Source organism: Lentzea sp. NPDC092896 (assembly GCF_044754905.1).
Taxonomy (GTDB): Bacteria; Actinomycetota; Actinomycetes; order Mycobacteriales; family Pseudonocardiaceae; genus Lentzea.
The window spans coordinates 580,685-606,735 of record NZ_JBIVPX010000005.1; the positions used below are offsets into that span (position 1 = coordinate 580,685).

27 protein-coding genes are annotated in these 26,051 nt (G+C 67.8%); 13 read left to right on the forward strand and 14 right to left on the reverse strand.

Translation table 11 applies throughout. The features are described 5' to 3' along the window. Positions 1-39: 39 nt before the first annotated feature. On the reverse strand, positions 40-2,217 hold the full coding sequence (helR, locus tag ACIQF0_RS27170) for an RNA polymerase recycling motor ATPase HelR (protein ID WP_401033656.1): 2,178 nt from the start codon (positions 2,215-2,217) through the stop codon (positions 40-42). Between the two features lie 151 nt (positions 2,218-2,368). Further along, positions 2,369-2,788, reverse strand: a complete 420-nt coding sequence (locus ACIQF0_RS27175) for a hypothetical protein (protein WP_401033658.1) — start codon at positions 2,786-2,788, stop codon at positions 2,369-2,371. 149 nt (positions 2,789-2,937) lie between these two features. Here ACIQF0_RS27175 and ACIQF0_RS27180 point away from each other — a divergent pair, with 149 nt between their 5' ends. Further along, complete coding sequence (locus ACIQF0_RS27180; RefSeq protein WP_401033661.1) at positions 2,938-3,759, forward strand: hypothetical protein; 822 nt, start codon at positions 2,938-2,940, stop codon at positions 3,757-3,759. On the opposite strand, the gene ACIQF0_RS27185 is transcribed toward ACIQF0_RS27180, so the two are convergent. Next, entirely contained in the window at positions 3,756-4,310 is a 555-nt protein-coding gene (locus tag ACIQF0_RS27185; protein WP_360031502.1) for an XRE family transcriptional regulator, read from the reverse strand. The genes ACIQF0_RS27180 and ACIQF0_RS27185 overlap by 4 nt on opposite strands. Before the next feature lie 58 nt (positions 4,311-4,368). Between ACIQF0_RS27185 and ACIQF0_RS27190 the strand changes: the two genes are divergently transcribed. The 3 genes from ACIQF0_RS27190 to ACIQF0_RS27200 are packed head-to-tail and all read left to right on the forward strand — an operon-like array spanning position 4,369 to position 7,804. Further along, positions 4,369-5,067 carry an AzlC family ABC transporter permease gene (locus ACIQF0_RS27190; RefSeq protein WP_401033665.1) on the forward strand — a complete coding sequence of 233 codons (699 nt, stop codon included), beginning with the start codon at positions 4,369-4,371 and terminating at the stop codon, positions 5,065-5,067. Next, positions 5,046-5,354 (forward strand): AzlD domain-containing protein, encoded by a 309-nt coding sequence (locus tag ACIQF0_RS27195; protein WP_360031498.1) that lies wholly within the window; start codon positions 5,046-5,048, stop codon positions 5,352-5,354. Before ACIQF0_RS27190 ends, ACIQF0_RS27195 begins: the two co-directional genes overlap by 22 nt. Before the next feature lie 53 nt (positions 5,355-5,407). Then, positions 5,408-7,804 (forward strand): BREX system ATP-binding domain-containing protein, encoded by a 2,397-nt coding sequence (locus ACIQF0_RS27200; RefSeq protein ID WP_401033668.1) that lies wholly within the window; start codon positions 5,408-5,410, stop codon positions 7,802-7,804. Here the strand turns inward: ACIQF0_RS27200 and ACIQF0_RS27205 are convergent. Further along, on the reverse strand, positions 7,801-8,241 hold the full coding sequence (locus ACIQF0_RS27205; protein ID WP_360031494.1) for an Lrp/AsnC family transcriptional regulator: 441 nt from the start codon (positions 8,239-8,241) through the stop codon (positions 7,801-7,803). The genes ACIQF0_RS27200 and ACIQF0_RS27205 overlap by 4 nt on opposite strands. A gap of 74 nt (positions 8,242-8,315) precedes the next feature. Between ACIQF0_RS27205 and ACIQF0_RS27210 the strand changes: the two genes are divergently transcribed. The 4 genes from ACIQF0_RS27210 to ACIQF0_RS27225 all read left to right on the forward strand — a co-directional run bounded on the left by ACIQF0_RS27210 (position 8,316) and on the right by ACIQF0_RS27225 (position 12,439). Continuing rightward, complete coding sequence (locus tag ACIQF0_RS27210) at positions 8,316-9,503, forward strand: trans-sulfuration enzyme family protein (protein ID WP_401033672.1); 1,188 nt, start codon at positions 8,316-8,318, stop codon at positions 9,501-9,503. 138 nt (positions 9,504-9,641) lie between these two features. Then, positions 9,642-10,979, forward strand: a complete 1,338-nt coding sequence (locus tag ACIQF0_RS27215) for an amino acid permease (RefSeq protein ID WP_360032509.1) — start codon at positions 9,642-9,644, stop codon at positions 10,977-10,979. A gap of 81 nt (positions 10,980-11,060) precedes the next feature. Beyond that, entirely contained in the window at positions 11,061-11,693 is a 633-nt protein-coding gene (gene pdxT / locus ACIQF0_RS27220; protein WP_401033675.1) for a pyridoxal 5'-phosphate synthase glutaminase subunit PdxT, read from the forward strand. Beyond that, positions 11,690-12,439, forward strand: a complete 750-nt coding sequence (locus tag ACIQF0_RS27225) for a YebC/PmpR family DNA-binding transcriptional regulator (RefSeq protein WP_401033678.1) — start codon at positions 11,690-11,692, stop codon at positions 12,437-12,439. Before pdxT ends, ACIQF0_RS27225 begins: the two co-directional genes overlap by 4 nt. Before the next feature lie 58 nt (positions 12,440-12,497). Here ACIQF0_RS27225 and ACIQF0_RS27230 read toward each other — a convergent pair whose 3' ends face one another. The 4 genes from ACIQF0_RS27230 to ACIQF0_RS27245 are packed head-to-tail and all read right to left on the reverse strand — an operon-like array spanning position 12,498 to position 16,531. Beyond that, the gene (locus ACIQF0_RS27230) at positions 12,498-14,855 is read right to left on the reverse strand and encodes an ATP-binding protein (protein ID WP_401033681.1); all 2,358 of its coding nucleotides are present in this window, start codon (positions 14,853-14,855) and stop codon (positions 12,498-12,500) included. 48 nt (positions 14,856-14,903) lie between these two features. Continuing rightward, the gene (locus tag ACIQF0_RS27235) at positions 14,904-15,731 is read right to left on the reverse strand and encodes a phytanoyl-CoA dioxygenase family protein (protein WP_401033683.1); all 828 of its coding nucleotides are present in this window, start codon (positions 15,729-15,731) and stop codon (positions 14,904-14,906) included. Next, complete coding sequence (locus ACIQF0_RS27240) at positions 15,698-16,306, reverse strand: DUF6879 family protein (RefSeq protein ID WP_401033686.1); 609 nt, start codon at positions 16,304-16,306, stop codon at positions 15,698-15,700. Before ACIQF0_RS27240 ends, ACIQF0_RS27235 begins: the two co-directional genes overlap by 34 nt. Before the next feature lie 33 nt (positions 16,307-16,339). Further along, positions 16,340-16,531: a hypothetical protein gene (locus tag ACIQF0_RS27245; RefSeq protein ID WP_401033689.1), complete on the reverse strand. Its 192-nt coding sequence runs from the start codon at positions 16,529-16,531 to the stop codon at positions 16,340-16,342. 421 nt (positions 16,532-16,952) lie between these two features. On the opposite strand from ACIQF0_RS27245, the gene ACIQF0_RS27250 reads away from it, so the two are divergent. Next, positions 16,953-18,452: a carboxylesterase/lipase family protein gene (locus ACIQF0_RS27250; RefSeq protein WP_401033692.1), complete on the forward strand. Its 1,500-nt coding sequence runs from the start codon at positions 16,953-16,955 to the stop codon at positions 18,450-18,452. Here ACIQF0_RS27250 and ACIQF0_RS27255 read toward each other — a convergent pair. Both ACIQF0_RS27255 and ACIQF0_RS27260 read right to left on the reverse strand, forming a co-directional pair. Beyond that, on the reverse strand, positions 18,440-18,598 hold the full coding sequence (locus tag ACIQF0_RS27255; protein ID WP_401033694.1) for a DUF397 domain-containing protein: 159 nt from the start codon (positions 18,596-18,598) through the stop codon (positions 18,440-18,442). The genes ACIQF0_RS27250 and ACIQF0_RS27255 overlap by 13 nt on opposite strands. Next, positions 18,595-19,431 carry a helix-turn-helix domain-containing protein gene (locus tag ACIQF0_RS27260; protein ID WP_401033696.1) on the reverse strand — a complete coding sequence of 279 codons (837 nt, stop codon included), beginning with the start codon at positions 19,429-19,431 and terminating at the stop codon, positions 18,595-18,597. Before ACIQF0_RS27260 ends, ACIQF0_RS27255 begins: the two co-directional genes overlap by 4 nt. Before the next feature lie 127 nt (positions 19,432-19,558). Between ACIQF0_RS27260 and ACIQF0_RS27265 the strand changes: the two genes are divergently transcribed. Then, a complete protein-coding gene (locus ACIQF0_RS27265) occupies positions 19,559-20,059 on the forward strand; it encodes a DUF4262 domain-containing protein (protein WP_360031474.1) in 501 nt (166 codons plus the stop codon). Beyond that, entirely contained in the window at positions 20,056-20,547 is a 492-nt protein-coding gene (locus ACIQF0_RS27270) for a GNAT family N-acetyltransferase (RefSeq protein ID WP_401033699.1), read from the forward strand. Before ACIQF0_RS27265 ends, ACIQF0_RS27270 begins: the two co-directional genes overlap by 4 nt. 157 nt (positions 20,548-20,704) lie before the next feature. Here the strand turns inward: ACIQF0_RS27270 and ACIQF0_RS27275 are convergent, their stop codons facing one another. Both ACIQF0_RS27275 and ACIQF0_RS27280 read right to left on the reverse strand, forming a co-directional pair. Then, on the reverse strand, positions 20,705-21,367 hold the full coding sequence (locus tag ACIQF0_RS27275) for a glycoside hydrolase family 75 protein (protein ID WP_360031470.1): 663 nt from the start codon (positions 21,365-21,367) through the stop codon (positions 20,705-20,707). A gap of 85 nt (positions 21,368-21,452) precedes the next feature. Then, a complete protein-coding gene (locus ACIQF0_RS27280) occupies positions 21,453-22,016 on the reverse strand; it encodes a TIGR03086 family metal-binding protein (protein ID WP_401033702.1) in 564 nt (187 codons plus the stop codon). Between the two features lie 148 nt (positions 22,017-22,164). Here ACIQF0_RS27280 and ACIQF0_RS27285 point away from each other — a divergent pair, with 148 nt between their 5' ends. Further along, on the forward strand, positions 22,165-23,634 hold the full coding sequence (locus ACIQF0_RS27285; protein WP_360031466.1) for a peptide MFS transporter: 1,470 nt from the start codon (positions 22,165-22,167) through the stop codon (positions 23,632-23,634). A gap of 162 nt (positions 23,635-23,796) precedes the next feature. On the opposite strand, the gene ACIQF0_RS27290 is transcribed toward ACIQF0_RS27285, so the two are convergent. Then, a complete protein-coding gene (locus ACIQF0_RS27290) occupies positions 23,797-25,080 on the reverse strand; it encodes a cytochrome P450 (RefSeq protein WP_360031464.1) in 1,284 nt (427 codons plus the stop codon). Between the two features lie 31 nt (positions 25,081-25,111). Next, positions 25,112-25,705 (reverse strand): helix-turn-helix domain-containing protein, encoded by a 594-nt coding sequence (locus ACIQF0_RS27295; RefSeq protein WP_319979150.1) that lies wholly within the window; start codon positions 25,703-25,705, stop codon positions 25,112-25,114. Between the two features lie 154 nt (positions 25,706-25,859). On the opposite strand from ACIQF0_RS27295, the gene ACIQF0_RS27300 reads away from it, so the two are divergent. After that, on the forward strand, positions 25,860-26,012 hold the full coding sequence (locus tag ACIQF0_RS27300; RefSeq protein ID WP_360031462.1) for a hypothetical protein: 153 nt from the start codon (positions 25,860-25,862) through the stop codon (positions 26,010-26,012). The last annotated feature ends 39 nt before the right edge of the window (positions 26,013-26,051 follow it).

Below are 26,051 nucleotides of genomic sequence, written 5' to 3' on the forward strand. Positions count from 1 at the left end.
CGGGACTTTAGAGCTGGTCAGAACCCCGCACCCACCGAATTACCCGCTTGTGCCCACGGTCTCAGCGAGATCGGACAAAGCGGTCGGCAACGCCTCGTGGTGCAGCACGCCGAGTCGTTGCGTGGCACGGGTCAGCGCCACGTACAGCTCCGCCGCGCCGCGCGGCCCGTCCGCCATGATCCGTTCCGGCTCGACGACGAGCACCGAGTCGTACTCCAGGCCCTTCGTCTCCGCGGCGGGCACGGTGCCGGGCACGCCGACCGGTCCGATCACGACGCTCGTCCCTTCGAGGGCCGCCTCCTGCTTGACGAACTCCTCGATCGCGCCGGCCAGTTCGTCCTCGCTCACCCGCCGTGCCCAGGGCTGGACGCCGTTGGCGCGCACCGACTCCGGCGCGCGCACGTCCGGCGCGAACTCGGCGAGCACCCGCGCCGCGACGGCCATGATCTCCGCCGGCGTGCGGTAGTTGACCGTCAGCGACCGGTACTCCCAGCGTCCCGGCACGTACGGGTCGAGCATCTGGGCCCACGACGTGGCACCCGCCGCCGCACGACGCTGCGCCAGGTCGCCCACGACCGTGAAGGAACGGCCGGGGCAGCGGCGCATCAGCACCCGCCAGTCCATTTCGGACAGTTCCTGGGCCTCGTCCACCACCACGTGCCGGTAGGTCCAGACGCGGTCCGCCAGCGCGCGTTCGGCGAGCGTGCGCTGGTCGTGGTCCTCGAAGCGCTCGGCCAGGTCCTCTGCGAACAACATGTCCGAGGCGAAGAGGTGGTCCTCGTCGTCCATGTGGTCGAAGCGGCCGACCATGCTGTCGAGCACCTCGGCCGCGTACCGGGCCTCGGCCGCGCGGTCGGCCGAGGCGGCCTGGTCGTCGGCCTGCTCGGTGCCGTCCTTGCCCAGCAGGTCGTGCAGCTCGTCGAGCAACGGCACGTCCGAGACCGTCCACGCGGACCCGTCCACGCGGTGCAGCGACGGGTCGGCGCCCGCCTCCGCGAGCAGTTCCGGCGACGCGTACAGCGCGCCCAGCAGCTCGAACGGCGTCATGATCGGCCACAGGGAGTCGAGGATCGCGAGGAACGCGTCGTCGTCGGCGAGGTCCTTGACCAGCCCCGCCCGCATCTCCTCCCAGGCCTGCTTGTCGGACCGGGACATCCAGCCCTTCCCGATGCGGCCGATCGCCCGCTCGGTCAGGACGTACGTGACGATCTCGCGGAACACCGCGCGGGCCTCGTTGTGCGGCAGGCCGCTGTCGCGCGCCTCCTGCCGGGCCCACTCGGCGACGTCCGCGCCGATGTGGACGATCACGTCCTTCATGCCCATCGGGATCGGCTCCGCCGGAACGCGCTGCAGAGACGCGACGGCGCCCTTCAGCACGTCCACCATCTTGCGCGAACCCTTGAGCCGCGCGACCTCCGGAGTGTCCTCGGCGGTCGCGAGCAGACCGGGCAGCAGGCTGCCGGTGGTCGAGAACACGACGTCCGACTCGCCCAGCGACGGCAGCACGCGACTGATGTGGTTGAGGAACGCCGGGTTGGGACCGACGACGAGGACGCCGTGCCGTTCCATGCGCTCTCGTTGCGTGTACATCAGGTACGCGACGCGGTGCAGCGCCACGACCGTCTTACCGGTGCCGGGGCCGCCCTCGATCACCAGCACGCCGGGGTGGTCGAGCCGGATGATCGCGTCCTGTTCGGACTGGATGGTCGCCACGATGTCGCGCATGCCCTCGCCGCGCGGCGCGTTCAACGCCTCCAGCAGGGCCACGTCGCCCTGCTCCTCGCCGAGCCTGCCGAACACCTCGTCGGTGAACCCGGCCACGGCACGGCGGCGGGTGAGGAACTGGCGGCGCCGGAGCATGCCCTCGGGGCTGGCCCCGGTGGCGGTGTAGAACGGCCGCGCCGCCGGCGCCCGCCAGTCGAGCAGCGCCGGTTCGAACTCGTTCTCCTCGTCGAACAGGCCGATCCTGCCGATGTAGGAACTGTCGCCGTCGACGCTGTCCAGCCGGCCGAAGCACAGGCCGTAGTCGGCCACGTTCAGGCGCTTCATCTCGCGGTGCCGGGCGCGCACCTCGTTGTCACGGTCCATCGCGGTCTCGCCGGTGCCACCCAGCGCCGACAGGTAGGCGGCCTTCACGCGCGCGCGTTCGCCATCGAGGCGTGCGTAGAGACCGGCCACGTATTCACGCTCGGACTGCAGTTCTTCTTCGTAACCCACGTGCTCCCCACAGCGCCCTTGTTCTGCCTGAGGCGATGAGTGTGAACGATGCACGGGGTCTTGTGGCAAGGCCCCCCACCTGCTATATGTTTAAGTGGAGAAACGGGCCGGGTCGCGGGTGCGACCTGGCCCGTTTCGCATGTGACGCCCCTTACGGGTGGGCGATCTTCCAGGCCTTGTAGTAGGCCGAGGTGACCGCCTTGTCGGCCTGGTCCAGGGCGGCGAAGCTGCTCTTCCAGTCGCCGGCGCGCAGGGACGTCTCGCCCGCCGCGATGCCGCTCAGCGCGGAGTCGACCTCGGCCTTCACGACGTTCGCGAGGCCCGCGCACTGCCCGCCCTGCAGGTTCGTGCGCGCGGTGGCGAGATCGGTGTAAATGAATTCATGGTTCTGAAACGGACCTTGGATCGTGCCGAATTCGACCGCGTACGTGGCCTGGCCGAGAGGAATGCTCGCCCGGCTCAGCTGGGTGGCGCAGGCGCCGGCGGACGGGGCCGCGAAGGCAGGGGTGACGAAGGCAAAAGCGCTGGTGGTGGCGGCGATGGCCACCGCGGCGCACAGGGATTTCCGCATGAAACATTTGTAGCCAGGAAATAGTCGGTGGGGCAAGCAATTGATTGAAAGTTGGACTGTTCTGCCGAATTGAGTACCGGGATCAATGTCTCGATGAACCGTTCGAAACCCGATGGCGTAGTAGATGCCCCGGTTGTCATCATGGCGGTATGAACGTGCCGTTCCGCTGGGATCTCGTGGCACCCGACCAGCTCGGGTCGTTGCTCGACGACGTCGTCGCGCCCGAACCGTGGTACCTCGAGGACCTCGCCGAGTGCGCGGGCAAGGTCCTGGCCCGCGGCGGCAACGGCGACCTGGTGTTCGTCGGACGCTCGCTCGACTCGATGTTCGACCTGCTCGGCGGTGCGTTGCAGGGCGCGGGCCAGGTCCTGCGCAGGCTGCCCTTGTCGTTCGGCCATGCCGCGATCGCGCGCTCGGACGTCCTGCGGGCCAGGGAGATGGCCGCGGAGATCGGCATCACGCCCGCGGCACTCGCTCGGCGGGATCGGCCGGTCACCTTCGTGGACGTCGTGCACTCGGGCGGCACGTTCACCAAGTTGTTCGGCCTGCTGGACGACTGGATCGCCGAGGAACGCGAGACTTGGCCCGCGATCCGGCGCAAGCTGCGGTTCGTCGGCGTGACGATCCGCACGGAGACCAGTCCGAACGCCCGTCGCTGGCAGCAGCGGGCTGAGTGGACCTGTCGCCTGCCAGCCGCGTCCGTGGTGAACGTGTCGCTCGACGAGGAGGTCTGGTACTACCTGGGAAACGGGCAAGTCAAGCTCACCTGGCCGTTTCAGTTGCATCGATGGCGGGAGTACTTGCGCGAGGCCAAGAGAGATGAACACACGCGGGTGGCGCTGGCCGAGGCCGTGCAGCTGGTCGAGCTCGGACGCACCAAGGACGTCCGGCGCATGATCGCGCGCGCCATGGACGGCGAGCCCGCGCTCTCCGAGCCCTGGCTGCGCACGCTGCGAAGCCGGTTGAGCTAGACCGTGTGCTCCATGACCATCATCGCGGTCGTGCCCGGTTCCAGCGCCTTGCAGATGTGCGGCACGTCGCCGGGGTAGACGATGTAGTCGCCGGGGCCGAGTTCGATCGGGTCGTCGGCGAGGCCCGCCAGGCAGCGGCCGGTCGCCACGATCATGTGCTCGATGCTGCCCGGCACGTGCGGCAGCGACTCGCGGGCGCCGCCGGGTTCGAGCGCCAGCCAGTAGATGTCGTGCTTGGTGCCCGGACGGCACGCGGCCAGCAGTGTCGCGGAGTAGTGCGCGCGCTCGGAGTGGATGACCGGGCCCTCGCCCGCGCGGATCACCTGCACGCGTGGCACGGCGGGTTCGACGAGCTGGCTGAACGGGACGCCGAGCGCCACGCCGAGTGCCCACAGGGTCTCCACGCTGGGGTTTCCGGCTCCGGACTCCAGTTGGGAGAGCGTCGACTTCGCTACGCCGGCCTTCTTCGCGACCTCGCTGAGCGACATGCCGGTGCGATCGCGCTCGCGGCGGAGGTTGGCCGCGATGAGGTCGAGTGGTGCGTTCGACACAGAAGTCCATCCGTTCGTCTTGACGAACACCGATCCCAGGTGTTCATCTTAATGGGTGGTGCGTTCGATCTGGCGAACTCTTGATGCTGTGCTTCTGCGTGACGTGGCCGCGGTCGCACTAGGTGCTGCCGTGACCGGTGCGAGCTTCGGCGCGATCTCGGTCGGCTCCGGCCTGCCGTGGTGGATGCCGGTCCTGATGTCGCTGGTGATCTTCGCGGGTGGCTCGCAGTTCATGGCTGTGGGCGTTGTCGCCGCTGGTGGCAGCCCTGCCGCCGCGGTGCTGGCCGGGCTCGTGCTCAACGCGCGGCACCTGCCGTTCGGCCTCGCGGTCGGGGACGTGCTGGGCAAGAGCTGGCTGGCGCGGATCGTCGGCAGCCACCTGCTGATCGACGAGTCGACGGCGTTCGCGATGGCGCAGAAGGATCCCGCGAGAGCGCGTGCGGCCTACTGGGCGTGTGGCGTGTCGCTGTTCTTCAGCTGGAACACGGGCGTGCTCATCGGTGCGCTCGTGGGGCAGGCGATCGGCGACCCGATGACGTTCGGGCTGGACGCGGCGTTCCCGGCGGCACTGCTGGCGCTCACGCTGCCCGCGCTCAAAGACGCGGCGACGCGCAACGCGTCGCTGGTCGGCGCGGCGATAGCGCTCGCGACGACGCCGTTCCTGCCCGCCGGTGTGCCCGTGCTGCTCGCACTGGCCGGGTTGTTCGCGTTCCGCACGACGAAGAAGGAGGAGCCGTGCCCGTCACCGCAGTCCTGATCCTGGCCGCCGGCACCTTCGCGATCCGCCTCGCCGGACCGCTGCTGCGCGACCGCGTCACGTTGCCCGAGAAGGTCCGTGAACTGCTGTCCGCGAGTGCGACGGTGCTGCTGTTGGCGCTGGTAGCGGTCTCGGCGCTGACGAACGGCAAGCAGTTCGGCGGCTGGGCCCTCGCGGCCGGGGTCGCCGTCGGCGGGCTCGCGGCGTGGCGCAAGCTGCCGTTCGTGGCGGTCATCGTGCTCGCCGCGGTGACCACGGCGGGCCTACGGCTCGTCGGGGTGGCATAACGCCAATGCTTCCGCGATAGAGGGCCAATGGCGGACAGGCCTCAGATGGGCCCATGGGCGCGAAACCTGGACTGGTCGGGCGGGACCGGGAGACGACGCAGCTCGCGGAGGCACTCACCGCGGCTTCGGGCGGTGACGGGCACCTCGTGGTGGCCACCGGGGGACTCGGGGCCGGCAAGACGGCACTGCTCACGACCGCGCGGGAGCTGGCCGCGCGGCACGGGTTCACGGTGCTGGCGGCGCGCGGCAGCTACCTGGAGCGCGACCTGCCGTTCGGGCTGGTCAGCCGCCTGTTCGTGTGCGTGCAGCCGGGGGACGACGTCCAGCACCAGCCACGCATCGCGGCCGCGCTCGGGCAGTCCGACTCGCTGGCCGAACCCGGCCCGGTGACGTTGCCCGAACTGCACGTCCTGCACCGCGCACTGGCCAGGATGGCCGCCGAACGCCCCGTCGCCCTCGTCGTGGACGACGCGCAGTGGGCCGACCAGCCGTCGCTGCAGTGGCTGAGCACCCTGCCGCACCGCATCGAGCACCTGCCGATCTTCGCGCTGGCCGGGATCGGGGCGGGCGAGGTGTGCGCGGGGCCGCAGACCCTGGAGGAGCTGCTCGCCGCGTCGACCAGCGAGATCCGGCTGGACGAGCTGTCGTTCGCCGATTCGCGCGCGTTGGTCGAGAACGAGCTGGGGCCGCAGGACGACGACTTCATCGCGTTGTGCCGCGCCGAGGCGGGCGGCAACCCGTTGCTGCTGCTCAACCTCGTGCGCGCGTACACCGACCACGTCGTCGGACTCACCGCACCGGCGTTGCTGCCGACCGTCAACGTTCGCCTGCGTCGCCTCGCCCCGCACGCACCCGACGCGGTGCACGCGCTGGCCGTCCTGGGCGGCGAGGTCACGCTGCCGCGCGTCGCCGAGCTGATCGGCATCGAGCCGTGCGAACTGGCCGGGACGATCGCCGCGCTGCACCGGATGGGGTTGCTGTCGGCCGACGGCTCGTTGGTGCACCCGTTGGTGCGCAACACTTTGCGCGAAGAGCTGACCATCACCGAACGCCAGGACCTGCACGCCGCCGCCGCCCGGTTGCTGACCGAGACGGGCGCGTCCTCCGAGGCGGTGGCCGAGCACCTGGTCGAGACCCGGCCGCAGGGCGAGGAGTGGGCGACCGAGGTGCTCGTGTCGGCCGCGCAACGGGCTCGGACGCGCAACCGGGTCGTGGACGCCGTCCGGTACCTCAGGCGGGCGATGGACGAGCCGGGATCTCACAACCTCCTCGCGGAACTCGGCGAGGTCGAGTCCTATGTGGACGTCCCGGCGGCGGTGGACCACCTGGGAGAGGCCGATCCCGCACATCCCGCGCTGCCGGGCCTGCTCGCGTTGCTGGGGGAGGAGCCGCAGGTCGAACCGGACGTCATCGGAGATCCCGACGTCCTGCCGTCGACACCCTCGGAGTTCGAGCCCTACCTGCGGGCCATCGGGTTCGTGCGGATGCGTGGCGAACTGACGGCCGCCTACGCGCGTGCGGACCGTGCGTTGACCATGGCACGCCGCTGGCAGCACCGGCCGTGTGTCGCGTCGGCCCTCACGGCGCGTTCGGCGTGCCTGCGGGATCTGGGACGGCTGGCGGGTGCCGAGTCCGACGCCCGCGAGGCGTTGGCGGTGCTGGAGAGCTGCGGCGCGGCTCGGGTGTCGACGCCGGTGTTCGCGGCGCTGACCGAGCTTTCCCTGGCACTGCTGGAGATGGGTGACCTCGAGATGGCGACGGCCGTGTTCGAGGTCGTGCCGGGCGAGGTGCCGGACCTGTTCGGTGCGCCTGCGCTGCTGGCCGCACGAGGACGAGTGCGGATCGCGGCCGAGCGGCGCAAGGACGGTGTGCGCGACCTGCTGGACTGTGGCGAACGGTTGCACGTGCGCCGTTGTGACAGCACGTCGTGGCGGTTGCCCCTCGGAGGAGACCACCTTCTCGCCGAGGAACGGCTCGCACGCTCGATCGGCGCGGTGCTGCCGTTGGCGGCGTCGTTGCGAGCACAGGGCGTCCTTCTCGGCGGGGAAGGCATTGCGCTGCTTCAGGAATCGGTCGACCTGCTGGCCTCGTCCGGCGCTTTGCTGGAACGGGCGCGGAGCCACTTCGCGCTGGGCCGCGCGCTGCACCTGGCCGGACGGGTCAAGCCGGCCCGCGCCGAGCTGCGCGTGGCCGTGGACCTCGCCGACGACTGCGGTGTCGAGGAACTGGCCGAGGAGATCCGGCAGGAACTCGCCGCCGGTCCCGCTGGCCTCACCGAGTCCGAACGGCGGGTGGCCGCGTTGGCCGCGGAGGGCAAGATGAACCGCGAGATCGCGGCTGTGCTGTTCGTGCAGTTGAGGACCGTCGAGATCCACCTGACGAAGGTTTATCGCAAGCTCGGCATTGACGGCCGAGACCAGCTCGCACCCGCATTGCGACTCGCCGGTTAATGCTTTCTGACGTGCGAGAAGAGCAGGTTTGTGTGAACCTCTGTCACCTCTCGCCGGCTGGTGAACTTGTCGAGCACGAGTCGTTGCAGATGGCCGACGTCCGATACCGCGACGTGCACCAGGAAATCTTCCGGACCGGTCACGTGTGAGAGCGCGAGAGTTTCCGGCAGACTCAGCACATAAGCCATGAACGGGTCGACGATCTCCTTGGTGTGCGGGCGGATCTTCACCGCGAGCATCGCCTGGACGTGCTGCCCGACGGCGCCCGGATCCACCTCGGCGTGATATCCGGTGATCACTCCGCGCTCCCGCAGCGCCCGGTGCCGGACCACCGCCGTGGACTGCGCGACGTTGACGCGTTCGGCCAGGTCCTTGTTCTGCAGCCGCGCGTCCTTCCGCAGCTCCCGCACGATGGCCTCGTCGATCGAATCCAGCACGGCTGTTCTCCGTTCTGTCGAATCGCCTGCGGTCTTGCATCCACCCTGCCGATGAAGTCTCCACCATTCGGGCCATGACGCGCATCGAGACCATCGCAGTGCACGGCGGCCGCGACGACCTCGCGGAGCTCGGCGTGCACGCACCACCCATCGACCTGTCCACCACCTACCCCGTGCCTGACCAGGCGCTCGGCGGGGAAGCGCTGGGGGAGTGGGCCACCGGCGCCGCGCGGGCCACCTCGCCCGTCTACGCGCGGCTGCACAACCCGACGGTGGCCCGTTTCGAACAGGCGCTCGCGGCTCTCGAGCACACCGAGACGTCCGTGGCGTTCGGCAGCGGCATGGCAGCGGTGACCGCCGTCGTCCAGGCCGCCTGCGTGATGGCGGGAAAACCGCACGTCGTAGCCGTGCGGCCGTTGTACGGCGGCACCGACCACCTGCTGTCGTCCGGTCTCCTGGGCGTCACGACCACGTACGTCGAAGCGGGCCTGGTGTCCTCCGCGATCCGGCCGGACACCGGGCTGATCGTGGTCGAGACGCCGGCCAACCCCAACCTGGACCTGGTCGACATCGAGCACGTCGTGCGCCAGTCCGGCGGCGTGCCGGTGATGGTCGACAACACCTTCGCCACCCCGATCCTGCAGAACCCGTACCTGCACGGGGCCTCGTACGTGCTGCACTCCGGCACCAAGTACCTGGGCGGGCACGGCGACGTGCTCGGCGGCGTCGTGGCCTGCTCGGAGTCGCTGGCGGCGGCGTTGCGGCAGGTCAGGATCATCACGGGCGCGGTGCTGCACCCGCTGGGCGGCTACCTGCTGCACCGCGGGCTGGCCACGCTGCCGTTGCGCGTCGAGGCGGCGTCCCGTTCGGCCGCGGTGCTGGCTTCGCGACTGGCCTCGCACGACGCCGTGGAGTTCGTGCGCTATCCGTCCGCGTCACGGCAGATGCGCGGAACCGGCGCCATGATCGCGTTCGGCGTGCACGGCGACCCCGTCGAGGTCGTGCGCCGGTTGAAGCTCATCACGCCGGCCGTGTCGCTGGGTTCGGTGGACACCCTTGTCGAGCACCCCTCGGCTTTGACCCATCGTCTGGTACCCGGAGAAGAACTGCGGGCTTCTGGCGTTCCGGACAATTTGCTGCGCATTTCCGTCGGACTCGAGCACGTCGACGACATTTGGGATGACCTAAACGCAGCGCTGTGTGATGTCGCTTACGTTAAGTCTTCCCCAGGTGATTACTTGGTGATGACCGCCACTCGCTAGGGTTCCCCGAATCAGCGCGTCGGGGCGCGGGAGGTTCCGACGCGAGCATTTTTCCGTTTCGGAAGGAACCTCCTCGTGAGTTCTGTGGAAACTGATGCGGACGGCTACACCAAGGCGCTGAGCAAGCGTCAGGTGCAGATGATCGCAATCGGTGGAGCTATCGGCGTCGGCCTTTTCCTGGGTGCGGGCGGACGCCTCGCCACAGCGGGGCCGTCGCTGATCCTCGCGTACGCGGTGTGCGGCCTCGCGGCGTTCTTCGTCATGCGCGCGCTGGGCGAACTCGTCCTCCATCGCCCCGTGTCCGGCAGCTTCGTCGAGTACGCCCGTGAGTTCATCGGCCCGTGGGCCGGCTTCACCTCGGGCTGGCTGTACTGGCTGAACTGGGCGATGACCGGCATCGCCGAGATCACCGCCGTCGCGATCTACATGCACAAGTGGTTCCCCGACATGCCGCAGTGGATCACCGCGCTGGTGGCCCTGGTCGTGCTGATCGCCATCAACATGTTGTCGGTCAAGCTGTTCGGCGAGCTGGAGTTCTGGTTCTCCGTCATCAAGGTGACCGCGATCGTCGTGTTCCTGGTGGTCGGCGTGGGCCTGGTCATCGGCAACGCGGACATCGGCGGCACCACGGCGTCGGTCTCGAACACCCTGGGCCACGGCGGCCTGTTCCCGGCAGGCTTCGGCATCGCCCTGATGACGTTGCAGGCGGTCGTGTTCGCCTACTCGGCCATCGAACTCGTCGGCATCGCCGCGGGTGAGACCAAGGACCCCGAGAAGATCATGCCGCGCGCCATCAACGGCGTCGTCTACCGCATCGCGATCTTCTACGTCGGTTCCGTGCTGCTGCTGACGATGTTGTTGCCGTGGGACCACTTCACCGGCACCGAGTCGCCGTTCGTGACCGTCTTCTCGGCGCTGGGCATCCCGGCGGTCGGCGACATCATGAACGCCGTGGTGCTGACGGCCGCACTGTCCTCCTGCAACTCCGGTCTCTACTCGACCGGGCGGATTCTCAGGTCGCTGGCGCAGAAGGGTGAGGCTCCGGCCATCACCGGCAAGATGAACTCCCGGCACGTGCCGTACGGCGGCATCCTGTTCACCGGTGTCGCCTACCTGTTCGGTGTCGTTCTCAACTACATCGTGCCCAAGGAGGCGTTCGACATCGCGATCGCGGTGGCCTCGCTGGGTGTCGTGTCCACCTGGGCCACTCTGATCATCTGCCAGCTCCGGCTGCGCAAGAAGGCGTTGGCAGGCGAGATCCAGCGGCCGTCCTATCGAATGCCCGGCGCGCCCTACACCTCGTACGGGACGCTCGCGTTCCTCGCGCTGGTGATCGGGCAGATGGCCTTCGCCGGGACCGCGGAGAAGATCGCGTTCTGGTCGATCCCCGTGGTCGCTCTGATCTTGTTCCTCGGCTGGCGCTTCGTGAAGTCGCGTCAGCCGGTGGAGCAGCGGGATCTCGTCACCATCGACTGACGTAGCCCGTTCAGGCCGCGAGCCGTCCCCTCACGAAGGGGGCGGCTCGCGGTCGTTCTGACCTCGAATATGCTGGTGAACATGGTTGTCGCTGCCCCTCCCGTCATCGGCGTGCTCGCTCTTCAGGGCGATGTCCAGGAACACCTCGTGTCGCTCGCGAAGTGCGATGTCACCGCACGGCCCATTCGCAGGCCCGAGGAACTGGACGAGCTGGACGGGATCGTCATCCCCGGCGGCGAGTCGACGACCATCAGCAAGCTCCTGGTCAACTTCGAGCTGCTCGAACCGCTCAAGGCCAAGATCAAGGCCGGCTTCCCCGCCTACGGGTCGTGCGCGGGCATGATCCTGCTGGCCGAGACGGTGCTGGACGGCCGTGAGGACCAGGAACAGCTCGGTGGCCTGGCGGTCACGGTGCGCCGGAACGCGTTCGGGCGGCAGATCGACTCGTTCGAGACCGATCTTGATCTCGCCGGTGAGAGCGTGCACGCCGTGTTCATCCGTGCGCCGTGGGTAGAGGCGGTTGGCGACGGGGTCGAGGTTCTCGCTACGGTGCCCGTTACGGCTGAAGCGGGTGATGCCGCCGGTAGGATCGTCGCGGTCAGGCAGGGCAACGTGCTGGCCACGGCGTTTCATCCGGAGCTCACGGGGGATGAGCGCGTCCATCGCCTGTTCGTGGACATGGTTCGTGGTTTGACTGGTTCGGAGGAGAAATGAGCGGCCACTCCAAGTGGGCGACCACCAAGCACAAGAAGGCCGCCATCGACGCCAAGCGCGGCAAGCTCTTCGCGCGGCTGATCAAGAACATCGAGGTGGCGGCCCGCACCGGTGGTGGGGACCCGGACGGCAACCCGACGCTGTTCGACGCCATCCAGAAGGCCCGGAAGAACTCGGTGCCGCTGGACAACATCGAACGCGCCCGCAAGCGCGGTGGCGGTGAAGAAGCCGGCGGCGCCGACTGGCAGACCATCATGTACGAGGGCTACGGGCCCAACGGTGTCGCGGTGCTCATCGAGTGCCTCACGGACAACCGCAACCGCGCCGCCACCGAGGTCCGCACGGCGATGACGCGCAACGGTGGTTCGATGGCCGACCCCGGCTCGGTGTCGTACATGTTCAGCCGCAAGGGTGTCGTGATCGTGCCGAAGGCGGACACGTCCGAGGACGACGTCATGCTGGCGGTGCTGGAGGCCGGTGCCGAGGAGGTCAACGACCTGGGCGAGGCCTTCGAGGTCGTGTCCGAGGCCGGCGACCTGATCCCGGTCCGCAAGGCGCTGCAGGAGGCGGGCATCGACTACGAGTCCGCCGAGTCGAGCTTCCTGCCGTCGGTGTCGGTGCAGCTGGAGGCCGAGGGCGCGAAGAAGATCTTCAAGCTCATCGACGCGCTGGAGGACTGCGACGACGTGCAGAACGTCTTCGCGAACTTCGACGTGTCGGACGAGGTCATGGCCGAGGTCGGCTGACGACGTCCCACTTTCGGCGAACGCCGGTCACGCGACGTGCGTGGCCGGCGTCTCGCGTTCAGGCCAGGTCCTCCGCGAGCGAGGTGCGCAGGGCGAGCGATTTCGCGTCGTCGAACTCGGCGAGGATCTCGAACGCCTCTCGTCCGCAGTGCCGGGCTTCGTCCCCGGACAGTTCACGGCTCAGGTTCACGAGGTTCTTGGCGAGTTTCCAGCGGTCGCCCAGCTGCCGATGAGTGGCTACGGCCTGCCGGTGGAAGTCGACGGCGTCGTCATCCCGGCCGAGGTCGCCGTACGCCAGCCCCGCCCCTTCCACGGCCATCGCCTCCCGGCTGCGATCGCCGTTCTGGCGGCAGATGACCGCGGCCGCCTGATAGGAGACCAGGGCCGGGCCGGGCTCCCCGGCCGCCCGCTGCGCTTTGCCGAGGTACAGCAGAGCCGTCGCCTCCCACAGCCGGTTGGTCATCTCGCGGCTGATGGAGACCGCTTCGGTCGCGAGGGCCAGTGACGCGCCCGCGTCACCACGGATCCGGGAGACGTAGCTGGTCGCCGTGAGGGCCATCGACTCGTACAGACGGCTTTCGAGGTCGCGGAACATGCCCAGCGATCTCGTCAGGTGCGCGTCGGCCTCGTCCAGGTCCCGGAGCTGCGCGCAGGTGTACCCGAGGCTGTAGAGCACCGTCGCGAGCCACTCCTGGTCGTCGAGCTCCTGTGCCACGTCCAACGCCTCGGAGAACGCGGATCGGGCGTCGCGCAGCCGATGCTGGAACAGGTGCACCCAGCCGAGCCCGTTCAACCCCTTGACCACGTTGGCCAGATCGCCGAGTTCGCGGTAGGTGGCCACCGCGCCGATGTGGTGCGTGACGGCCTCACCGAGGCGCATCGTCATGCGGCTCAGCCTGCCGAGGCTGTCGTGCATCGCGGCCTCCTCCGCGCGCAGGCCCAGTTCCCGCGCGCAGTCCAGGCCGATCCGCGAGGTCGATCGCCAGTCGTTGAAGTGGTTGTAGGTGGCGTAGATCCGTTCCAGCACGGCGGCCAGCCGCCAGGCCGTGAGGAGTTGCCCGGTACCGGCCGCCGCCCGCACGGCGGCCTCCAGGTTGAACTTCTCCTCGGCGTACCACCTAGCCGCCTGGCTGTGATCGGAGAAGGGAGAAACTCCCTCACCCATCTCGAACAGCAGGGTCGTGTCATGCGCCAGCGTGAGCGCGCAGTCGTAGCTCGTGCGCAGGTACCAGTCGCAGATCCGTTGGACGGCCTCGAGTTGTTCCTCCTGCGACAGCCTGGACTGCGCGCAGTCCACCGAGTAGGCCCGCAACAGGTCGTGGAAGCGGTATCGCGCGAAACCCGTCGGCTCCAGCAGGCAGGCGCCCGTGAGCTGGTCCAGCGCGGTGCGCACCTGACGGGGGTTTCCGCCGGCGAGCGCCTCGGCGGCGCTCTCGCTGAAGTCGGCGCCCGGATGCAGGCCGAGCAGGCAGAAGACCAGTGCCGTCTCTTCCGGCAGAGCTCGATAGGACCAGGCGAACACCGTGTGCACCGCCTCTGCTTCGTCGATGTCACCGGTGGAGAGCGTGTTCCACAGTTCCGACTCGTCGCGCAGATCCGCGATGAGTCTGCTCAACGGCATCGAAGGACGACTTGCGGCTCGTTCCGCCGCGATCCGCAGGGCCAAGGGCAGATACGCGCACAGGCCGGCCAGTTCGGCGATCTCCGCGGGATCGTCCCCGCTGCGGTACTCCCGGATCGTCGTGGTCAGCAGCTGAACGGCTTCGGCCTCGGTGAGGGTGTCGAGCGTTCTGCGGCGTGCTCCGTGCCGGATCGCCAGACCCTGCAGATGGCTGCGGCTCGTGACGATGGCGAGACTTTGACCCGAACCCGGCACGAGAGGGCGGACCTGCGCGTTGTTCGCCGCGTTGTCGAGGATTATCAGCATGCGCCGGTCGGCGAGCGCGGACCTGTAGAGACTTGATTTCGCCTCGACGTCATCAGGCACCGCTGCCGCTGGAACTCCGAGCGCGATCAGGAACCGCTCCAGGGCCTGGTCGGGCGATACGGGCAGGCCGGGGTCGTAACCCCGGAGATCGATGTAGAGCTGTCCGTCCGGGAACTCGGCCCGTGCCCGATGTGCCCAGTGCAGCGCGAGCGAGGTCTTTCCCACGCCCGCGGTCCCGGAAATCACGTACACCACGAGGTTCTCGTCGTCGACCAGGAGTTCGTCGAGAGCGGTGAGCTCGGAAATCCGGTTCACGAATCCCCGGACGCCTCGCGGAGGCTGAAGAGGGCGGTGGCCGCGGCCACCACTTCCGTAGTGGAAGTGAATTCCACCCTCGACATCGCGAACCTGCACGATCTCGCCGGTGTTGCTGGTCACCAGCGAGCGGTTGCCGGCACCTTCGAGTTCGCCGTCGGAATCGTCAGGCATCTTGATCACCACGGGGCAGAGAGTAGATGTGCTGGTTCGGCATCGTGCTCACCAGCGGAACTCGCCGAGAAGCTCTCTGAGTTCCGCGTCGTCCGTGCGCGCGAGCGCCGCGGTGAGCGGCTCGTCGACGGGCACGCCGTGCTCGCCGGCCTCGTTCCTGATCCACGACGGGACGTACCCGAGCAGCACCAGGGTTCGGTGCCGTGCGCGCGCGGTCGACGCCGCGGTCCGGTGCCAGAGGCCCCCGTGGATGATCACCGCGTCGCCGGGCTCGAAGAACAGCTCGACCTGGCCGGCGCGGTCACCCCGATCGCCCTGCGGGATCCGCAGGTCCGGCCGCAGGTGGGAGCCCGGCAGCAACGTCAGGGCGCCTTCGTCCACCGACACCCGATCCAGGTAGATCAGGCAGTGCAGCTGGTGCGGATAGCAGAAGAAGACAGGCAGCGGATCGGGGATGACCGGCAGGTGGTTGTGCCACGGAACGGCGATGCCCGCCGTTCCCGGATAGTGCATCCGAGCCTCGAGGTCGATCCACACCTGAGGTCCGAGAAGTGTGCGCGCGATCGAGAGGACCGGTTCCAGGCGGAGCAACCGGTGGAAATCCGCGTGCTTGTCCAGCAGCCTGCGCAGGTAGATGCTGTCGTGGGCGACCCATTCCGCACCCGGCTTTCCCTCCTCGGACGCGGCGATCTCGTGCACGCGGTCACGAAGGGTCGCCGCCGTCGCCGGTGGAATCAGCCCTCTGCGCACCAGGTGGCCGTCCCGCACCAGGCACGCGATCTCGCCCGGCTCGACCTCGGCCGTGACAACGCGGGCCGGGTAGCCCGCGGACTGGTCGTTGATCAGGAATTCGGTGCGAACCGATGCCTTGTCCACGGTTGTACTCGCTTTCGGCGGGCTACTGTCCGAGCGCGGCCGGTGGCGCGGGGTATGACGAGTCTGCTGCTCCGGATCTCGGCGAGAAGCTCGGAAAGCGGGAATGACCTGGCGTGGAACTCCCGCCACGCCGTTCTCGCCTGTGCGAGGCGCTCTGGCGCGTCGTTCTGGTTTATGTAGAGCAGCTCTCCCTCTTTGTTGTAGCTGAGATCGACGACCACGGTGTCGTCGAACAGCCAGGTGTCCGTGTAGGTGACGTCCGGTACGTCATTCCGGTAGATGAACCGGATGTCCTCACCCGCGGCGCCGTTGATCGCGTAGTACCAGTCGATCTCGAACTGGAGGTACGGGGTCAGCACGTGGTCGATGATGTGCACCCTGCCCATGTACCTGCCATCGGCCACGCACGCCCTGATGTTGTCCGCCCATTCCTCGTTTCGATTCTCGGGCAGCGGCTTTCCCGCGAGATAGTGTTCGAACTGCGCTCGCTCTTCCTCGACCGAGTAGGCCGGAAGGGTCTCTATTCGGGTCGCGGACTTCTTGAACTCGACGAAGAGTCTGCCGAACTGGTCCATGTTCAGAATGATGGCGACGGCTCCTCGGTCCGGCTACTGGTTGAACGCGCGCTCGAGGATGTAGCGCGGTATTTCGACCGCGCCCTCTCCTGGAGGCAGGTTCAGGCCGGCCTTGTCGCCATCCACGTTGAACCCCTGTACGACGATCGTCCCGTTCTCGGTCTCGTACACAGCGGGACATGGGCCGTTCCCGCATCCGGACCCGCCGATCTGCCTGAGCTTCACGGTGCTCCCCTCCGACGTCGCAGTGCAAGGTAAGGGTCCAAAAGTTTATCTGGCGGTGACGACCCCGGACAACCCGGGCCACTCACTTGTCGCACGTTTGCGCCGAACTGGCCAAAAACTGGGAGGCGTTCATTGACAATTCGTGGACAAGTTCCTCAAGGAAGTCATCCATTCGCGCGGAAAGGCAGTCCGAGCGGGTGAAGATTCGTTGGTCGACGTCTTGCCGTGTTGCGGCGAGTGAATTGCGTGATCGGATCAGGGGTGGTCGATGACCATTTTCATGAGTTCCGGCCATGCGTCGGACGAGACGTCCGGTGGGTGCACGTCCGACGAACGGTGGACATGGCGTTAGACCTTTGCGGGTCGTGAGCGGTGCTCCCGCGGCGGTGGACTGTCCCTGACACCGAACTGGGGAGATGTCATGCGATTGCGTTGGATGGTGCCGCTCGTCGCCGCCGGACTCGTGATGAGTTCAGCGGTGGCGTCGGCGGACGACCTGGTCGTGCGGACCGGATATGGGGCCGTGCGCGGGGAAGCCAGTGGCAGCACGCGGGTGTTCGAGGGGATCCCGTACGCCGCGCCGCCGGAGAAGGACCTGAGGTGGCGCGACCCTCGGCCGCCCGCGAGGTGGAACGGGGTGCGGGACGCGGTCGAGCCCGGACCGGCGTGTGCTCAGCTGCCGGGTGAGTTGCCCAAGGGCAGCGACAGCGAGGACTGCCTCTACCTCAACGTCACGGCGCCCGCGGGCAAGCACAAGCCCGTGGTCGTGTGGCTGCACGGCGGCGGGTACTTCATGGGGGCCGGGTCCAACTACGACGCGCGGCGGTTCGCGGAACGCGGCGACGTCGTGGTCGTGACGATCAACTACCGGCTCGGGATCTTCGGGTTCCTGGGCATGCCGGGGCTGGCGGGGTCCGGGACGTTCGGCCTGCGCGACCAGCAGGCCGCGCTCAAGTGGGTGCGGGCCAACATCGGCGCGTTCGGCGGGGACCCGCGCAACGTGACGCTCGCCGGGCAGTCGGCCGGGTCGATGAGCGTGTGCGCGCAGCTCACCTCGCCGGGAGCGGCCGGGCTGTTCGACAAGGCGGTCATGCAGAGCGGGTCCTGCGCGACCGGGTGGCTCGACAACTTCGAGTACCGCGGCGAGCAGGAGGCGACGATCTTCCAGCCGTTGGACGTCGTCGCGGCGCACGGGGCCGACGTGGCGCGCGAGTTGAAGTGCGCGGACGTGGAGTGCTTGCGCGGCAAGGAGATCGAGAAGCTGATGCCGCATCTGCGCGACTTCATCCAACCCGCGTACGGGACGGCCGCGCTGCCCAGCTATCCGGGCGATGCCGTGCAGGACGGGCGTTTCCACCGCGTGCCGGTGCTGAGCGGCACGACGCGGGACGAGGCACGGCCGTGGATCGCCGCCTACGAGGACAACGGAACCGCCGCGATGCGTCCCGACACCTTCGAGACGGTGCTCGCGGAGACGTTCGGCGACCAGGCGGCAGCGGTCAGGGCCGTGTACTCGCCCGAGAAGTACGGGTCGGCGGCACTCGCGTGGGCCGCGCTCGTGACGGACAAGATGTGGTCCTGCACCCAGCTCACGACGGATCGAGGGCTGGCGGCCAAGACCCGTGTGCACGCCTACGAGTTCGCCGACCCCACCCCGCCGAAGCTGTCACCGCTGCCGCCGACCATGCCGCTGGGTGCCCAGCATGCGTCAGACCTGTGGGACTTCTTCGACCTCGGCGGACGCGCCCCGAAGTTCACGCCCGAGCAGCAGAGGTTGTCCGAGCGCATGATCGACGACTGGGCCGCCTTCGCCGCCCACGGCGATCCGGGTTGGCCGAGGTTCAGCGGTCGTGAGGTCGTGTCGTTCGCACCGGACGCGATCGGCCAGGTCGACCTGGCCGCCACGCATCACTGCGACTGAACGACCTTCAGGAACGCCGACCAGGCTTCAGAAGAGACGGAGAGGTGGGTCGACGGCGCCTTGCTGTCACGGATGCCGACGCCGTGGCCCACCTCGACGCAGTTGTTGCTGTCACCGCTGTAGCTGCTCTTGCGCCAGTTGGTCATTGGAGACCCTCCAAGATGCTGTTGATCACCGCCCTCGATTCTTCCTCATCCAACGCGACGGCTGCGAGGTCCTTCAGGATGTTCTCGTAGGTGTCGACGGTCTCCGTGTCGTCAAAGAACAAGCAGCACCTGACGCTGTCGATGTAGACGACCGGCGGGTACTTCGGGAACTTCATCAACCGGAAGTCACCCGTGATGCCCGCGTGCACGCCGACTGATCGCGGGACGATCCGGATGCTGATGTACTTCCGCACCGACATCCGCAGCATGTGGGCGAGCTGCTCGCGCCACACCTCCTCGCCGCCGACCTGAAGCAGCAACGCTTGCTCGTGCACGTAGAAGGTGAACGTCCGCGAGTATTCGAGGATCTCCGCTCGCGCTGCCCTCGCCGCGATGGTCTTGGGGAGGTTCTCCTCTGAGACCGTCTGGGCTTTGGCCGTGACAGCGGCGATGTACTCGTGGATCTGGAGCAGGCCCGGCACGAGGATCATCGACCAGTCGATGATCTCGGTGGCCTCCTTCTCCTGGTTGATCAGCGTGCGGACCTGGTCCGGGACGCCGTCCGCCGTGAACTGCACGTAGAAGCTTCGCTGTTCGCGATAGAGCTCGATCAGGCGTTCGCGTTCCACCAGCGGTGTGCGGCAGTAGGCGAGAAGCTCGCGGACCTCGACCTCGTTCACGCCGCCCTTGCCGGCGAGCATGTCGGACAGTTTGGCCTCTTGCCAGCCGAGCACCTCGGCGAGCTGGCGCTGGGTGAGTCCGGTGCTTTCGATGGCTGCTCGGACGCCGTTGCCGAACTCGCGGCCCACCACGCTGGACGATCTCTTGGGCATGGACGGACGGTAGGGGCAGGGGCCGCGAAAGCTCTATCGTTTCGCGTCAAATCTGCCTGAAGGTGGGAGCGTTGGAACAGCTCCAAGCAGGCATAAGGCGCCGAGAGGGTGCCGTAGGCTGGGTGCCGTGCTTTCCGACGAAGACATCGAGCTGCGGGCTCGCCTGCTCTCCGCGGCCGACCGGTTCGGCCACACCAACATCGTCGTGAACCCGGACTCCGAGGGCCCGGGTTACGTGTTCTCGGTGGGGGCCTGGCGCCGGTTCGGGGTGGCCGAGGCCGTGGTGATCGGGCTGCCGCAGGGCATGGGCGAGAACCTGGTCAACATGTACGTGAAGCGGGCCAGCGACGGCGAGCGGTTCCAGCCGGGCAAGCTCTACGACGACTTCTTCGAGGGTGTCCCGATCACGTTCGAGCGGGTGTACAAGGGTTTCTACCCGGAGTTCTTCGGGAGCGCGTACCTGCTCTACGACGGGTCGGAGTTCGCGGCCGTGCAGATCATCGTGCCGACGCCGCAGGGGCAGTGGCCGTGGCAGCCCGATGCGCCTCAAGGGTTCCACGACCACCAGATCATCCTCACCGAGAGCGGTCTGCCGGAGAGCTGGACGCCGGGGGTCACCGGTCCGTGAACGTCCACATCGGACCGTTGACGGCAGAGCACGCCGGTGAGGTCATGACGATCCAGCGGGCCGCGTACCTCCAGGAAGCCAGGCGGTACGGCGCGTGGGACCTGCCGCCGCTCGTCGAGACCCTCGACCAGATCCGCGCGCACCTCGAGGACGGCACGCCCGCGCTCGGCGCGTTCAGCGGCTCCAGGCTCGTCGGGTCGGTGCGCAGCCGCGTCGACGGTGACCGGATGGAGGTCGCCCGGCTGTCCGTCGCGCCCGACGTCCAGGGGACCGGGGCCGGGCGGAAGTTGCTCCAGGCGATCGGCGAGCACGCGCCGGACGGGGTCGAGGTCGTCTGGTTGTTCACCGGGGCCGAGAGCGACGGGAACATCAGGTTCTACGAGAGCGCCGGGTTCGTGAGGGTCAGCGAGCACCTCGACGCCGTGGGCATCCGGTGCGTCACTTTGGAGCAGAGACCAAAACGTTGTCCGGACGTCGTTGTCCGCTGAAAGCGCTCCGACACCGGACAACGATCTACCTGTAGAAATGCGGTGCGTTCAACGGTCCGGGGGGATCCGGGGATCGCGGCCGGGGGAGGAACGCCCCGCCCCGCAGGAGGCACAGGGGGATGCGGAGCGGGGCGTTTCGGAAAAAGAACCGGGAATTCTAGTTCTGGCTCAGGAACTGCTGGGCGAGTGACTCACCGAGTGAGGTGGCCTTTGCGTGGTCCTCGATCGGGGAGACCTTCGAGTTCTTGAAGTAGATGTAGTGCACCGGGCCGTCGGTGCCGCCGTTCTCCGGGTTCGGGTTGATGCCCAGGTTCACCGCGGACGCGTACGAGGCCTCCCCGATGATCGCGGTCGGGCCCGTGTCGCCGACCACCGCGTAGTCGACCTTGCCGTTGTAGATGACGGCGACGACGCCACCGCCCTGGATGCCGAACTTGCGGTAGTCCCAGGTCCCGCTCGGCGAGGGCACGACCACGTACGGGAGCTTGTCCGCGACCAGCGGCTTTCCCTTCGAGTCGTGGAACGCGGTGTCGGGCTGGAACCACGGGTCGGTGCTCTCGCTGCACTTCGCGGTGCGCTGGCCGTCGCAGTCGACGTCCAGGTCGGCCTTGTACCAAACGGCGCCGTTCTTGCCGCAGACCGGGATGTTCGCGGACGTCTCGGAATCCGACCGGTACTTGCCGCTGGAGATCTGCGAGCACGACGTGAGCTTGGCCAGCAGTTGCGACGCGCTCGGGCCGGCGGCCTGGGCGGCGGGGGATGCGAGCAGGGATGCGGCGAGAGCGGACACGGCGAAAAGCCCTGGGGCGAGCTTGCGCATTGTTGCCTCTTTCGACAGGGAACTTTCCTGACTGAAAGCGGCGGCAGGCTTACTGTGCGCAATTCACGTGATACCCGTCAAGGGCCTAAGGCTTACGTCCCAGAAGTCCAATCAGTCGTGTTTGGTCGTCGGCGTCCGACGCAACCGGAACGGGCGAATCGAACATCGACGAACCACCCCACTCCTCGATGTTGCGTTCGACGTACTTCAGAACAGCCGACGCGAGATCGGGATCAATTCGCTCGTCCGCGCCGATCGAGCGCGCCAGATCCCAGGCGTGGACCGCGAGATCCGTGGTCATCTGCCAGCAGTACTCCTCTGCGTCCAGCGTCCCCGACGACACGTGCACGGGTTTCGCCAGCGCGTACTTGCCCAGCCACGCCTCGCGCGCCGCCGCGGCCGCCACGACCCAGGACACGAGCGGGTCGTCGCCCAGGTTGTCGTGGTCGAACCGGTCGCCGACCTGTTCCGCCGTGCAGCCGGCGAGCAGTTCCGGGGCCCAGAGCTGCTCGTAGACGAGGTGGCCGACGAGGTCTCTGACCGACCACTCCCGGCAGGGGGTGCCGAGCGACCACTGGTCAGGAGCGATCTCCCGGACCCGTCGGTCGAACTCCGTCATCGCCACGCCGTGCGCCTGGATCAAATCCATCCCAGCAGTGCATCAAATCCTGCCCAGCCGCGCATCCTGGCGTGAGAGTTGGGCCACTCGGACGCAACCCCGATTTCTAACAGTACGAGCGTTCGGCGTAATCTCGACCAGATCCGCCGTGACATCGTTGACACGAGAGGACGATGACGTGAGCGCTCCAAGCGCCAGCATCTCCGCGCAGGACAAGGGATTCTTCGGGCACCCCCGAGGCCTGTCCACGCTGTTCTTCACCGAACTCTGGGAACGGTTCTCGTTCTACGGGATGAAGGCCATCCTCGGCCTCTACCTGTGGACAGCCGTGTCCGACGGAGGCCTCGGCGTCGACAAGGCACTCGCCCTGTCGGTCGTGGCCATCTACGGCACCGCGGTCTACATGTCCGGTGTCGCGGGCGGCTGGCTCGCCGACCGGGTCTGGGGCGGGCAGCGCTCGACGTTCTACGGCGGCGTGCTGATCATGTGCGGTCACATCGCACTGGCACTGCCGATCGGGATCACGGGCGTGTACCTCGGCCTGATCTTCATCGTCTTCGGCACCGGCCTGCTCAAGCCGAACATCTCGACCGTCGTCGGCGGCCTCTACGCCAAGGACGACACGCGTCGCGACGCCGGCTTCACGGTCTTCTACATGGCGATCAACATCGGTGGCTTCGTCTCGCCGCTGATCACCGGCGCGCTCGCGGACGGCGTCGGCTTCCACGCCGGGTTCGCCGTCGCCGCGGTCGGCATGGCGGCCGGTCTGATCCAGTACCGGCTCGGCCGCAAGAACCTGCGCGGCTCGGCCGCCGTGGCGCCGAACCCGTTGCACCCGAAGGAGAAGGGCCGCGTCTACGGCCTCATCGGCCTCATCGCGGTCGTGATCGGCGCGCTGGGCGTGCTGTCGTACGTGCTGGGCGACGTCGAGGGCGTCATCCTGATGATCAGCATCATGTCGATCGTCCTGCCGATCACCTACTTCACGGTGATGTACCGCAGCAAGAAGACGCTGCCGGAGGAGAAGCCGCGCGTCCTCGCGTACATCCCGCTGTTCGTCGCGGCGGCGATGTTCTGGCTGATCTTCGAGCAGAGCGCCTCGGTGATCGCCGAGTTCGCCGACTCGCACGTCGACAACCACGTGTTCGGCTGGGAGTTCCCGGTCGCCTGGTTCCAGTCGATCAACCCGATCATGATCATCGCGCTGGCGCCGGTGTTCGCGTGGCTGTGGCTGAAGCTCAAGGACCGCGCGCCCTCGACCCCGCGCAAGTTCGCCGGCGCGCTGGTGCTCGTGGGCCTGTCGTTCGTGCTCATGTACTTCGCCAGCAACTCGGCGGCCGACGGCAAGGTGACGCCGCTCTGGCTCGTGCTGATGTTCCTGATCATGACCTGCGGCGAGCTCATGCTGTCGCCGGTCGGCCTGTCGGTCACGACGAAGCTGGCGCCCAAGGCGTTCGCGTCGCAGACGATGAGCCTGTGGTTCCTCGCGGTGTCCGCCGGAACCGGTGTGGCCGCGCAGCTCGTGAAGTTCTACACGACGAGCCCCTCGGCGTACTTCTTCACGCTCGGCGGCGCGGCCGTGGTCCTCGGTGTCGCGCTCGCGGTGGCGGCTCCGGCGATCCGCAAGCTCATGGCGGGCGTCGAGTAAGTCCGGAAAAAGGCGAAAGGGAGGCCCGTCGCGGCGGCGGTGCGGCGGGTCTCCCTCTCGTCTATAAGGATGCACTACGCACATGTGTCATTGGGGCACGAACATTGCTCCAGCCGGGTGAAGTCGAGCACTCCCCGCAACAAATCTCGCCCCAGGTCAGCGCTAGTTCACCGTCAGTGACCGACTGGATTCGTTGGCACGTACCGGAAGTCGCAACGCGCCGCGGATGAGCTTGGACCGCCGGCGCGTCACCGGGCCGTCCGCGCCGAGGTTCGGGAAGCGCTTGAAGAGCTCGTGCAACGCCAGTGAGCCCTCGATGCGGCTCAGTCCCGCGCCGATGCAGTAGTGGATGCCCGCGCTGAACGCGAGGTGCTCGCGCGCGTTGGACCGCGTCGGGTCGAACTTCAGCGGGTCCTCGAAGACGCGCGGGTCGCGGTTCGCCGCGGCCAGCATCAGCATCACCGGCATGCCCTTCGGCAGTGACACCCCGGCCAGCTCCAGGCGTTCCTTCGGCCAGCGGATCGTGTACTGCACGGGCGGGTCCAGGCGCAGGACCTCCTCGACGAACCCCTCGGCGTACTCGGGGCTCTGGGCCAGCGGCGCGATCGTGTGCGGGTTCTCGAACGCCTTCAGCACGCCGTTGCTGATCAGGTTCACCGTCGTCTCGAACCCGGCGAAGAGCAGCAACCCCGTGGTGGCAACGAGATCCTCGCGGCTCAGGTCCTCGTGCTGGGTGACGAGGTGGCTGACGATGTCGTCCTTCGGGTTGCGGCGGCGCTCGTCCATCAGGCCGTCGATGAAGTCGTTGTACTCGATGATCGTGGCGTGCAGGCTCTTGAGCTGCTTGTGCGACCACACGCCGTCGAGCGTCTCCGCCAGCGAGCTTCCCCAGCGCGCGAAGACGTCCTTGTGGTCGTCGGGCACGCCCAGCAGGTCCGCGATGACCTGGATCGGCACCTGGGAGGCGAACTCGGAGACCACGTCGAACCGGTCGTCGAGGCGGTCGAGGTACTGGGTGACGATCTTCTGGATGGACTCGGTGCGGTCCTTGAGCGCTCGGGGCGTGAAGAACGGCTGGACGAGCTTGCGCAGCCGGGTGTGCGTCGGCGGGTTCATCATCAGGAACGAGTCCTGCACCGGGTTCACGATCTTCTCGCCGTCCTTGACGAGCGTGATCGGCACCATCGACGCCTCGTCGAAGGTCGCGGTGATGAACCTGTTGTCCCGCAGCACCGAGTCGCAGATCTCGCGGCTCGGCGTGACGTACGCGCCCATGCGGCTGCGCACCATGTCGCCCTTGGCGCGCACCTTCTCGTACATCGGGTACGGGTCGCGGTCCGGCGGTGAGGCCATGACGCCCGCGTACGGGTCACCGAGCAGCGCGTAGCCGCGGACGAGCGTGCGCAGCGCGAAGAACTGAGTGGCTGTCTTCAGCGTGGACGGCATACGTCCACATTGAGTGGTACGCGAAGAACTCTCAAGAGTTGCGGCGGTGTCGCCGCACGGTTTCTTCCACCAGATCGAGTACGGGTTCCATGTCATCCGCGGGCAGGCCCATCGCGAGGTGCGAGACGAGGCCTTCGAGGACGAGTTCCAGGAAGCTGGTCAGCACCGTCACGTCGACGTCGTCGCGCAGGTTGCCGGCTTCGCGTTGCCGGATCAGGCGCTGTCGGGTGGCGGCGGTGAGCTGTTCGCTGCGCTCGGCCCAGCGCGCCCGGAAATCCGGGTCCGTGCGAAGCCTGCGGGAGACCTCGAGGCGCGTGCCGAGCCAGTCGGCGGCGTGCTCCTCGGTCCGCTTCTCCGGTTCGTCGAGCAGGTCGCGCATGACCTGGACGAGGCCCTGTTCGGCCACCACGTCGGCCATGCGGAGCGCGTCGTCCTCGGCGAGTGCGAGGAAGAGCGACTCCTTGTCGCGGAAGTGGTGGAAGATCGCACCGCGAGAGAGTCCCGTTGCCTCTTCCAGACGGCGTACGGTGGCACCTTCGTAGCCGTGTCGCGCGAAACAGGAACGCGCGCCGTCGAGGATCTGACGGCGGCGGGCGTCGAGGTGGTCCTGACTGACCCTGGGCACCGGTAGATGGTCGCAGGGGGAGGGCGGGAAATCCAATCCGTACGTACGGATTGGACACGTCCATCAGTGTGATCTTCCCGGCTGATCCCTTTCGTGTGGATCATCGGGCGGGCCTGCGCGAACGGGCAGGCTTGCGGCCATATCCTTCCGCGCCATGGACACGCAGGAGATCATCAAGCTGTCGGCGCTCGCTGAGCGCCTCGGGTGGCAGCGGCGTGAGTCCACAGGCGTCCACGTGATCGACCTGCTGCTCAACGGCACGGTTTCGGATCTCATCGCCGCGCTCGCCGAGAACCGGGATAGGTAACGGGATCTGGTAAGCGCTTTCCCGCAGTTCCCGGAGGGG

Bases quoted from the DNA above. Each gene is read 5' to 3' on its own strand.
- ACIQF0_RS27175 (WP_401033658.1), bottom strand. From the start codon at position 2,788: ATGCGGAAATCCCTGTGCGCCGCGGTGGCCATCGCCGCCACCACCAGC.
- ACIQF0_RS27180 (WP_401033661.1), top strand. From the start codon at position 2,938: ATGAACGTGCCGTTCCGCTGGGATCTCGTGGCACCCGACCAGCTCGGG.
- ACIQF0_RS27200 (WP_401033668.1), top strand. From the start codon at position 5,408: ATGGGCGCGAAACCTGGACTGGTCGGGCGGGACCGGGAGACGACGCAG.
- ACIQF0_RS27210 (WP_401033672.1), top strand. From the start codon at position 8,316: ATGACGCGCATCGAGACCATCGCAGTGCACGGCGGCCGCGACGACCTC.
- ACIQF0_RS27215 (WP_360032509.1), top strand. From the start codon at position 9,642: ATGATCGCAATCGGTGGAGCTATCGGCGTCGGCCTTTTCCTGGGTGCG.
- pdxT (WP_401033675.1), top strand. From the start codon at position 11,061: ATGGTTGTCGCTGCCCCTCCCGTCATCGGCGTGCTCGCTCTTCAGGGC.
- ACIQF0_RS27225 (WP_401033678.1), top strand. From the start codon at position 11,690: ATGAGCGGCCACTCCAAGTGGGCGACCACCAAGCACAAGAAGGCCGCC.
- ACIQF0_RS27230 (WP_401033681.1), bottom strand. From the start codon at position 14,855: ATGCCTGACGATTCCGACGGCGAACTCGAAGGTGCCGGCAACCGCTCG.
- ACIQF0_RS27240 (WP_401033686.1), bottom strand. From the start codon at position 16,306: ATGGACCAGTTCGGCAGACTCTTCGTCGAGTTCAAGAAGTCCGCGACC.
- ACIQF0_RS27250 (WP_401033692.1), top strand. From the start codon at position 16,953: ATGCGATTGCGTTGGATGGTGCCGCTCGTCGCCGCCGGACTCGTGATG.
- ACIQF0_RS27255 (WP_401033694.1), bottom strand. From the start codon at position 18,598: ATGACCAACTGGCGCAAGAGCAGCTACAGCGGTGACAGCAACAACTGC.
- ACIQF0_RS27260 (WP_401033696.1), bottom strand. From the start codon at position 19,431: ATGCCCAAGAGATCGTCCAGCGTGGTGGGCCGCGAGTTCGGCAACGGC.
- ACIQF0_RS27275 (WP_360031470.1), bottom strand. From the start codon at position 21,367: ATGCGCAAGCTCGCCCCAGGGCTTTTCGCCGTGTCCGCTCTCGCCGCA.
- ACIQF0_RS27280 (WP_401033702.1), bottom strand. From the start codon at position 22,016: ATGGATTTGATCCAGGCGCACGGCGTGGCGATGACGGAGTTCGACCGA.
- ACIQF0_RS27290 (WP_360031464.1), bottom strand. From the start codon at position 25,080: ATGCCGTCCACGCTGAAGACAGCCACTCAGTTCTTCGCGCTGCGCACG.
- ACIQF0_RS27300 (WP_360031462.1), top strand. From the start codon at position 25,860: ATGGACACGCAGGAGATCATCAAGCTGTCGGCGCTCGCTGAGCGCCTC.